This is a genomic window from Geothrix sp. SG200 (assembly GCF_022808935.1).
Classification (GTDB): Bacteria; Acidobacteriota; Holophagae; order Holophagales; family Holophagaceae; genus Geothrix; species Geothrix alkalitolerans.
The window spans coordinates 1-9,069 of the sequence record NZ_JAKZFR010000009.1 but is presented as its reverse complement, the minus strand read 5'-3'; the positions used below and the strand labels follow the sequence as shown (position 1 = coordinate 9,069).

General features: G+C 52.9%; 11 protein-coding genes. All 11 read right to left on the bottom strand.

Annotated elements, in window-relative coordinates; translation table 11 throughout:
• Positions 1 to 286 precede the first annotated feature (286 nt).
• The 11 genes from ML539_RS15305 to ML539_RS15255 all read right to left on the bottom strand — a co-directional run bounded on the left by ML539_RS15305 (position 287) and on the right by ML539_RS15255 (position 8,457).
• Positions 287 to 583, bottom strand: coding sequence for an addiction module antidote protein (locus tag ML539_RS15305; RefSeq protein ID WP_243325319.1), 297 nt, complete (start codon positions 581 to 583; stop codon positions 287 to 289).
• Between the two features lie 9 nt (positions 584 to 592).
• Complete coding sequence (locus ML539_RS15300) at positions 593 to 883, bottom strand: type II toxin-antitoxin system RelE/ParE family toxin (protein WP_243325318.1); 291 nt, start codon at positions 881 to 883, stop codon at positions 593 to 595.
• 193 nt (positions 884 to 1,076) lie between these two features.
• Positions 1,077 to 1,445, bottom strand: coding sequence for a hypothetical protein (locus ML539_RS15295; RefSeq protein WP_243325316.1), 369 nt, complete (start codon positions 1,443 to 1,445; stop codon positions 1,077 to 1,079).
• A gap of 135 nt (positions 1,446 to 1,580) precedes the next feature.
• On the bottom strand, positions 1,581 to 2,009 hold the full coding sequence (locus ML539_RS15290) for a hypothetical protein (RefSeq protein ID WP_243325314.1): 429 nt from the start codon (positions 2,007 to 2,009) through the stop codon (positions 1,581 to 1,583).
• Positions 2,010 to 2,130: 121 nt separating this feature from the next.
• Complete coding sequence (locus tag ML539_RS15285; RefSeq protein WP_243325312.1) at positions 2,131 to 2,991, bottom strand: hypothetical protein; 861 nt, start codon at positions 2,989 to 2,991, stop codon at positions 2,131 to 2,133.
• Between the two features lie 2,486 nt (positions 2,992 to 5,477).
• A complete protein-coding gene (locus tag ML539_RS15280) occupies positions 5,478 to 5,924 on the bottom strand; it encodes a hypothetical protein (RefSeq protein ID WP_243325310.1) in 447 nt (148 codons plus the stop codon).
• Between the two features lie 158 nt (positions 5,925 to 6,082).
• Positions 6,083 to 6,523: a hypothetical protein gene (locus ML539_RS15275; protein ID WP_243325309.1), complete on the bottom strand. Its 441-nt coding sequence runs from the start codon at positions 6,521 to 6,523 to the stop codon at positions 6,083 to 6,085.
• Between the two features lie 134 nt (positions 6,524 to 6,657).
• Positions 6,658 to 6,858 (bottom strand): hypothetical protein, encoded by a 201-nt coding sequence (locus ML539_RS15270; RefSeq protein ID WP_243325307.1) that lies wholly within the window; start codon positions 6,856 to 6,858, stop codon positions 6,658 to 6,660.
• A 124-nt stretch (positions 6,859 to 6,982) separates the two neighbouring features.
• Positions 6,983 to 7,309 (bottom strand): hypothetical protein, encoded by a 327-nt coding sequence (locus ML539_RS15265; protein ID WP_243325306.1) that lies wholly within the window; start codon positions 7,307 to 7,309, stop codon positions 6,983 to 6,985.
• A gap of 192 nt (positions 7,310 to 7,501) precedes the next feature.
• Positions 7,502 to 7,927 carry a hypothetical protein gene (locus ML539_RS15260; RefSeq protein WP_243325304.1) on the bottom strand — a complete coding sequence of 142 codons (426 nt, stop codon included), beginning with the start codon at positions 7,925 to 7,927 and terminating at the stop codon, positions 7,502 to 7,504.
• A 182-nt stretch (positions 7,928 to 8,109) separates the two neighbouring features.
• Positions 8,110 to 8,457, bottom strand: coding sequence for a hypothetical protein (locus tag ML539_RS15255; protein ID WP_243325302.1), 348 nt, complete (start codon positions 8,455 to 8,457; stop codon positions 8,110 to 8,112).
• Between the last annotated feature and the right edge of the window lie 612 nt (positions 8,458 to 9,069).

Genomic DNA, 9,069 nt, shown 5'->3' with positions numbered 1-9,069 from the left:
GCGGACGAACGGAAAGCCAGGACCAGCGGGAAGTGACGGTGATTGAATAACCCACTTTAGCGCGACGGGACCTTGGTGAAGTCATACCAGAAGCAGATTTGGCCGAGCCCGCCCACGTCGGCCTAACGAACGAAGCTAACCGGCCCCGCCTGCGCCGAGGCGATGAACGAAGCCGAGGAAGCGAGAAGTTGAGAGAGAGCGAAAGACAATGCAGGCGGGGTCCGAGTTGAGCGGAGGGTTAGACCGCATGTGGACACCGATGGAGATGCCTAGGGCTTAACGAAGCTCAAAGAGCGGCTACTGCATGAAGTCGCAACCCAAGAGCTTTCATGACCTTCATCACAGTAGTGAATTCCGGATTCCCCTCGGGGGAAAGAGCCTTGTACAGGCCTTCACGGCTTAGGCCGGTATCGCGGGAAAGTTGGGCCATGCCTCGCGCACGGGCAATGTCGCCCAAGGCAGCGCGAACCAAACTACCGTCACCAGGATCTTCTTCAAGACAGGCCTCGAAGTAGCCAGTGATTTCCTCTTCGCTGTTGAGATGATCAACGGCATCCCATTTTTTGAGGTTGATTTTGCTCATGTTGACCTCCTAGAGCTCCCGAGCCAATTTGAGGGCGGCCTTGATATCTTTCGATTGAGTGCCCTTGTCGCCCCCGCCCAATAGGACGATGAATTCGAGCCCCTTTTGAATGAAATACACCCGATAACCAGCCCCTGCATGGATGCGCATCTCAGAAACCCCCTCGCCAATCGGCTCGCAATCTCCGAGGTTGCCTAATTCCGCGCGACGTATCCTGGCCTGAATACGATGTTTGGCTTGCAGATCGCGTAGGCCTGCAAACCAGGTGTCGAATGGTTCGGTGGTGAGGATCGCGACCATGAGGAAAGCGTATCCCATGGTTCACACATGTCAAGGCCTTCTCTGCCTGATCGGGATGCGGGCTAACGAACCAGGCTAACCGGCACCGCCTGCGCCGAGGCGCTGAGCGGAGCCGAGGTAGCAGGGAGATGAGAGAGTGCGGGAGGCAATGCAGGCGGGGTCCGAGTTGAGCCGAGGGTTAGGCTGCCGGTTGTCATTGGATCACCCAATCTGCGGAAAATGAAATCCGCCTGCCTCCGATTGAGAGGGTGCCCTGGCCACCTTTGACGGAGACCTTAAATGACTTTGGAAGGGCTGGATCACCTGGATTCACATACTCAGCCTGGAATTGCTGCTTGTTGGTATCGCACTTGAGGAACTTGAACTGCCGTTGCTGAAGAAGAGTCGGCTCTTTGGACGCCGACGAGCTGAATCGGATAGGCCCCACGACGGCATGGGATTCAAGTGAAACGGCCATGCTGAGCCCATATTCGCCCGCCTTGAAATCAAGCGAACCAGTTGCCATGGCTGTTCTGGCGGCCAAGACCGAGAAAGCCACAACCTGGACGAATCGGGTGTGCATGAGCAGCCTAACGAATGAAGCTAACCGGCCCTGCCTGCGCCGAGGCGACGAACGGAGCCGAGGAAGCAGGAAGCTGAGAGAGAACGGAAGGCAATGCAGGCGGGGTCCGAGTTGAGCGGAGGGTTAGGCCGTTGATCAACTAGGAATATGCCAATCTTGCAACACAGGATCGAAGTAATAATGCTGCATCAGAGCAAACACTTCATCTCCCAGCCGTGCAGCAGTCTCGCCATGCAATACCGCCTCTTCAACATCTTTGTCAATTTCCTCTGGGAGGGAATCTTTGTGTACTTCGACCGAAATGAACAACCTATGAGCCAATCGATTTCGAGCCTTAATGACCTTCTCGACCTCTGACTTGAATAACGTGTTGGCGGTGTATTTCGCATACTGATCAGCCAAACGCCCTAAGGCTAGTTTATCTATTGCAAGATCATCAACTTGATAGTTCAAAATACCCTTCATCTTGAATTCAATCAGGCTCTCGAATGTCCTCAGCGCTTCTCGAAGCATAAGTTCGAGATATTGAACGTTGAACATCGCCCCGTGAAGCTTTTCATTCATGAGGAACTCCAAGAATGTCGAGAATTTCTTTAGGCCGTGTTAGCCCTAACGAAAGAAGGAAACCATTCGACGAGTGCTCTGTCAGATCTGGGTACCAGGCTTGGGTTGAGCGATAGCCTAGTCAAAAAATCTTGATACCGAGTTTATTCCCGTCTTCCTTAAAAATTGTTTCGAATTCCATCTTGTCCTTCAGCAAGCTATTGCTGACACTTTCCTGGGCTTTATGTAATTGAAGGTCCGCCTTGTAGTCCTTATCTCGCATGAACATGATCTGATTGTTCTGGATACTCCAATGCCCTCTTGTTTTGTGTAGGAGTTGCAATCTCTTCTTGCTGATTTCGCAAAGCTTAGTTTTGGAGTTAAAGTTCCTGCTAAGAGAATCAGGACTGAAAAGTCTGTTCAACCAAGCAAGCACACTCTGCTGATCCTCCAGGTTGAGATTCAGGGTAGGAATGGTTTCGCGCCAGTTGTTTAAGAGTTTGAGTTCATGTTGTTCATATTTGTTGAAGATACGAATGGCATTGTCCTCATAGGCAATTCGTCTCTCAATTTCACCAGGAATGTCTAGTCCGATGTTGCTAGCGGAGTCCGACCAACCAACTTCGGCGATTTCCTTCTGAAGTGATTTTGAGGCCTCGGACAGGAGCCTCATCCCATTCATGGCCCAAGCTTGGATTTGCGATGGATCTGCGCTAGTGAGTGGCTTGATCTTGAAAGCCTTGGTTGTGGGGGGGGTTTTAGTACTCGCGTTTGACGGTGGATTCGTACTGAGTTGGTTTACCAAATCGATCTGAGAGGAATCATCAATCGTTCCGTGTGCTTCGGGTGACGCAACACTCACTGGATTACCATTACCGGCATGGTCATCGGTGTATCCCCAAAAACTCTTTATTGCCGCCGAGAGGCAGAGGGTACCGACCAAAATGGCTGAGTTGCGAAGGGCCTTTTTTGGGGGGCCTGGGGTTCCTGGCGCAAGCTTCATGGCTGGCTCCAACTTGGGCTCAATAATAGCCTCTCCTTGGTGAGGAAACCCCGAAGGGTGGCGACGAGACTGGGCATGTTGCTGGTTCCTGATTGAGGCCTAACGGAAGAAGCTAACCGGCCCCGCCTGCACCGAGGCGATGAGCGGAGCCGGGATAGCGGGATGTTGAGATAGAGCGGAAGACAATGCAGGCGGGGTCCGAGTTGAGCTAAGGGTTAGGCCGCGACGAAAGCAACTCAAGGTGTGCCCACGCAACCTCGGGGCATATGAAGGTTGAATCGGGTTTCTTGTTCCAGATGGCCTCGGGTTCTTGTTTCGACCCGAGTAATTCCCAGCCATTTTCCGCCAGCTGGATAATCGTATCTAACGCCATCCGTTCGGGTGTAACTGGACTGAGAGAGCACGCGAACTCGAAGTGGCCTTCAAGTTTCCAGTATTTCCTTGGCGATTGCACAACCCTTGGATGGAACTCTTCGAGCGTGCGAAGGAGCTTGTCCGCGATTGCCTCAGCAGACTCGATGTTGGCAGCTTTGGCAAAGACTCGGAGGTGAATTGGCATTGAGCGGCCTAACGAATGAAGCTAACCGGCCCCGCCTGCACCGAGGCGCTGAGCGGAGCCGAGGAAGCGGAACGTTGAGAGAGAGCGAAAGGCAATGCAGGCGGGGTCCGAGTTGAGCGAGAGGTTAGGCGTTATCTTAATCGCCAATAAGGCCCTCTTCAGCTTGCTTATCAGAGCAAAGAAATTTTATCGGCAACTCAATCCAACCTGGCTGGTAGACCAGAGCGATGTTGGAAGCACCGCAAGTACACTCGTCCTGAGAATCTTTCGGGAGAAGAACATTCACCTTGGTAGGGGGATCGACTAGAGAAGACTTCTGCTTCAGGGCTTTACGCTGGTCCGATGTTAGGTCCAGCTTCATCCAGGGAATGTAGTGCCGTTGGATCTGGGAAACCTGGGAAGAGGTTAGCCGGATCAGAATCACTGGGCCGCCGGCGTACCTGCCGTCCTTGATTGGCAATCCATCTGCGTGCAGACAAAACGCCAGAAGAGTGGCAGCGAACAGGATTACCAGATGTCGAAGTCGACCAGCCATGTTGACGCCTAACGAATGAAGCTAACCGGCCCCGCCTGCACCGAGGCGCTGAACGAAGCCGAGGAAGCGGGAAGCTGAGAGAGAGCGGAAGACAATGCAGGCGGGGTCCGAGTTGAGCTAGGGGTTAGGCCTGAGCTTACGGACGATTTTTTGAACAAGGAGAGCTAAAAGATAGTACCAGAATGCAAAAAAGGTCATGTGAAGAGCGAAATGTGGATGCTCGAAATGGATGTCATAGATAAAAAAACCCGACGGTGCTGAATTGCCATCGGTGATAGTTGTAGCTTTTGGAAAGTTGTAAACATGCGCGAGACCAAGCCCGTTCGGGACTTGGTGGAAGTAATTTGCGAATGTGGAATTTCGAAGCAGGGGTTTCTCGATCAGAAATACGGGATAGGCCAGGCACTTGGCTGACCAATTGATTACCGTATCGCCAGGGAATTGCGACCAGGATTTAAGTGCTGAAACGTAAACAAACAAAGACAGCATGGCGCATCGAAGGAGTAGCAGTAGATGCGAGACGAGCCAAGTGCCTGGCTTACTGCCTAGGTGAATGGTTAGGAGGGGGTGAAGTTCCAACTTCATGAGCGGGGAGCCTTCGGAAAGAGGCCTAACGAATGAAGCTAACCGGACCCGCCTGCACCGAGGCATTGAGCGGAGCCGAGGAAGTGAGAAGAAGAGAAAGAGCGGAAGGCAATGCAGGCGGGGTCCGAGTTGAGCTGAGGGTTAGGCGTGAGGAAGTCATCTGATTTTGGACCAGGGGATTTTGATTAGGCCAAGGACGGCGTAAACAAAGCATGAGAGGAGGCCCATTGCTATGAGTTCAATGGCGAGCCTAGGCCAAATTGAGAGAGCTCGGCGCGACTTCATGCCAAGGAGATCAAGGAATATAGTGCAAATGAGAAAAGCGATGAACAAAGCCACAATCAAGCGTTTTCGATTTGGCGAGATCATGGGTTTTGAAGAGGCCATAGTTGAACGCCTAACGAATGAAGCTAACCGGCCCCGCCTGCACCGAGGCGCTGAGCAGAGCCGGGGAAGCGAGAAGTTGAGAGAGAGCGGAAGGCAATGCAGGCGGGGTCCGAGTTGAGCGGAGGGTTAGGGCGCACGGCAGAGCGACTGTTACATGCGTTTAAGCAAGATGAGAGCAATCTCGTTTGCAGTTGTTGATTTGGAGGAGGCACCTTCTAAGCCGTGAAGTGCAAATTCAGAATTCGCAGGTGCATAAATTGCCAAATCAAAAAGATCACAATTTGGACACTGCAGTATTTGGATTGAAATTCCCTTATCTGCGATTTGTTTCTCTGATTTCGAGATTGTTTCCGTATCACAGCGTTTGCATCTAGGAAGGGACATGTTTTCTCCACGATTGTTGTGAAATCTGCTTGCTAATTATTCGTGGTAATTGGGTGATTCTGGATCATATTTGCGAATTTGCTGAAGCGCGGTTTTCCAAATGACATACGCAGCCGTAGCCTTTTCTCGTTCTTGACGTGACCCTTCATTCAAGTGCGCTTGATAAGTTTGCATCATTGTGAAGCAATTACCTATTAAGGCCGCAGCCAGTGGAACCGGTTTTCTGGCTTGTGCTTGATATGACTTTCTCTCGTTTTCGCGAAGGAGGAGGATTTCAAAAAAATCTGAGCCATCCTTTGGGTTGTCGTTATAGAGATTAAGCATTGATTTTAATGCTCCTCTGTAAATCAGCCACGCGGAGTTGTCGTCTTTGTTTAACCCTGAGAGAACACGCTGGCCCTCCTGTGTGATTCGGGGAGAAGAAGCCGTCAGCTGTGTTGGCAGGAATAGGACCAAACTTAGGATGAGTGATTTGGCGTGCATGACGCTCCTTTGATATGCGCCCTAACGAAGGAAGCTAACCGGCCACGCCTGCGCCGAGGCGCTGAGCGGAGCCGAGAAAGCGAGAAATTGAGAGAGAGCGTGTGGCAATGCAGGCGGGGTCCGAGTTGAGCGAGAGGTTAGGCGCGCGACAGAGGCGTTCACTGCGCTTTGCTTTGAGTTACGACAGGGTCACATTCGCCGACAGAGTAGGTTGTGATATCTACGGACGAGGGCAGGGCCATTTTCACTACTTCAGGACGCTTTGAAGCGCAAGGATCTCTGAAGACAACGGTGATTTTGAAAGTGATCGTGAACTCTGTTGGGGCATGGTCTTCAAATCGCCAAGTCATGAGTTGCGGTGGTATTTGCCTTTGCAGCATTGGCGGGCCTTCAGACTTCAGGATTTCCTGAATCTTGTGGCCGTCGGTCTTGACCAAGAACTTTGCCGTGCCACTGATTCCGGACAAGCGAACCATCGGCGGGCAAACAGGGGGCTTCATTTCAAGGACAATCGGATGTAACCGAGGGACCTCTTCATTGCAGCCAACAGATTTGCTCTGCGAGACAAGCAAAAGAGGGAGAAGTAATGGGATGGCCATGTGATGGGCTCTTAGCGCCTAACGAATGAAGCTAACCGGACCCGCCTGCGCCGAGACGCTGAACGGAGCCGAGGAAGCGTGACGTTGAGAGAGAGCGGAAGACAATGCAGGCGGGGTCCGAGTTGAGCTAAGGGTTAGGCTGAGCCACGATTTTTGTGAAGTGAAATGACCAAGCCCAAAAGCAAATAGAACAAAAGTGAAAACACAATGGCAAGCGCAAACGCGATGACTGGTGTGAAGTGTTTTTGTAGAAGCATCCCGGTCGAAAATGCAATCGCGACCAGGGAAACCCCTTCCAGGATTGGCCGCGGTAATGGTTTGAAGATGGAGAGCATGAGGAAGCCTAACGAATGAAGCTAACCGGACCCGCCTGCACCGAGGCGCTGAGCGAAGCCGAGGAAGCGAAGTGTTGAGAGAGAACGGAAGGCAATGCAGGCGGGGTCCGAGTTGAGCTAAGGGTTAGGCCAGCATGTACCGGCCACAGGTTTGGCAATACTGCCGTTTGGGCGGATTCATTGAATTGCAGCTTGGACACTTGCCATCTGGTGATGCCGGCGTTCGTTCTTCGAGGACGGGAGCAAGTTCTGAATCACCCGACAGCACCCCAATCAGGCCCTTGAGTAATAGGAATAGGCCAAAGACGACTGGACCCCAAGCGACCATGTATGGGCCGCCACCACCGTTGGTTGCAAATGTGTAGGTAAGGATGGTTACGGCAAGACCGCCGAAGAACCAGGCAGCGCCTCGTCTCAGCTCGACTTGTGATTTGGTGCGAACCTTCGACATGCGTGAACTCCAGGCGAAAACGCCATCAATGAAGATGAGCGATGGGTGATGGCCTAACGAATGAAGCTAACCGGGCCCCGCCTGCACCGAGATGCTGAGCGGAGCCGAGAAAGCGAGACGAAGAGAAAGAGCGAAAGGCAATGCAGGCGGGGTCCGAGTTGAGCGGTGGGTTAGGCAGCGTAGACACATGCTTCACTTGGTTTTGATTGGAGAGCCAGCGATTTTCCGGATGGAAGTAGCCTTGGCAATGGTGAAGCCTTTAGCGAATCGCAGCCTCCGAACCTGGTAGGTGATTTCAAATGTGAAGTCTTGATGGCCCGTGCCGTTGTAATGGTTCGGGAATAGGCCAGCACGGATGCTGGTTGGGATATAGACAACCTCGATAGGCCCACCGTAAAGCCAGAGCCGAGAGTTCCTGAGCATGGGTTCAATCACCCAATTTCTGAAATCCTCATCTCCCCACCCAAGATCAATCACTTGATCTCGAATTTGAGCCTTACCTTCGATGACTGGCCCATTGGGAATTCGATACTTTGCGTATCCAGCGAGGAAAAGTGCACCCAATGCCGCCACCAGGAAGGTAACAAACCGAAGAAGGACCTTGAGAAACCGTGGCAAAGGGGTATCTCCGATGGTGCAGCTGCCTAACGAATGAAGCTAACCGGGCCCCGCCTGCACCGAGGCGATGAGCGGAGCCGAGGAAGCATGACGTTGAGAGAGAGCAGAAGGCAATGCAGGCGGGGTCCGAGTTGAGCGGAGGGTTAGGCGCACACGGGAACCCCTGAAAGGAATTGCCGAGCCTAGAAAGGCCATAGCGCCTGTTTGATTTTGATCAGGATACCCGGTGACCAACCATTTGAAGTAAGCGCAGCATGGGCCTTTTTTCGAAGAGAGCTACCGATCGTCCGCCATTCTGAGCGTGAGAAGGTGGATGGCTGTTCATCAATGAACCCTTTCGGGTGGTTGATATAAGTAACGAAGTCCCGAAGTGGGGTTTCGCCGCCTGGGCCTATCACCAAATTTGAAGCGACCTTGTCAAAGTAGTTCGCAAATTCAGTTTCGTGACGCGAGCGAAGCTCAGAAGCGTGCGAGTGCAGAGCCTCGATCAGAATTCGAATCTCATCTGAACCAGGTGCTTCAGTCAGCATGTGGTGGCGCCTAACTTTCGAGCTAACCGGCGCCGTCAGGCGTCCGGGTTGAGCGAGTGGGTTAGGGCGATGAATGGAGGAATATGAGCGAATACTGCACCAAGCACCAGTTCAACCCAGACGATGGGTTTGATTGCCCTCACTGTGAAGACGAGAAGATGAAGTCGTTGACGGCAGAAGTAAGGGCATGGCGGGAGCGATTCCCGAAGCTCTACTACCGCCGCATCGACGACCGTATCGACCGGCGAGAGCCCTAACGCCCCGAGCTAACCCGGCGCGGGCTACCGCGTCCGGCGTTGAGCGAGCCGGTTAGGCCGCTCGGAAAGGAGAAGAAGGATGTGGAAGTTTCTTAAAACCGTGATGTTCGGCGGAATTCTTGGAGCTGTGCTTGGGGTCATTGGGTACGGCGTGACCACCTGGCAGTTCTGGTTCGCCTGCATCGCCGTGAACATCGCTCACTTAGCATTTCCGTCCAAGAGGGCGGCCTAACGAATGAAGCTAACCGGCCCCGCCTGCACCGAGGCGACGAGCGGAGCCGAGATAGCGAAATGCTGAGAGAGAGCGGAAGGCAATGCAGGCGGGGTCAAGGTTGAGCGTAAGGTTAGGCCGTAC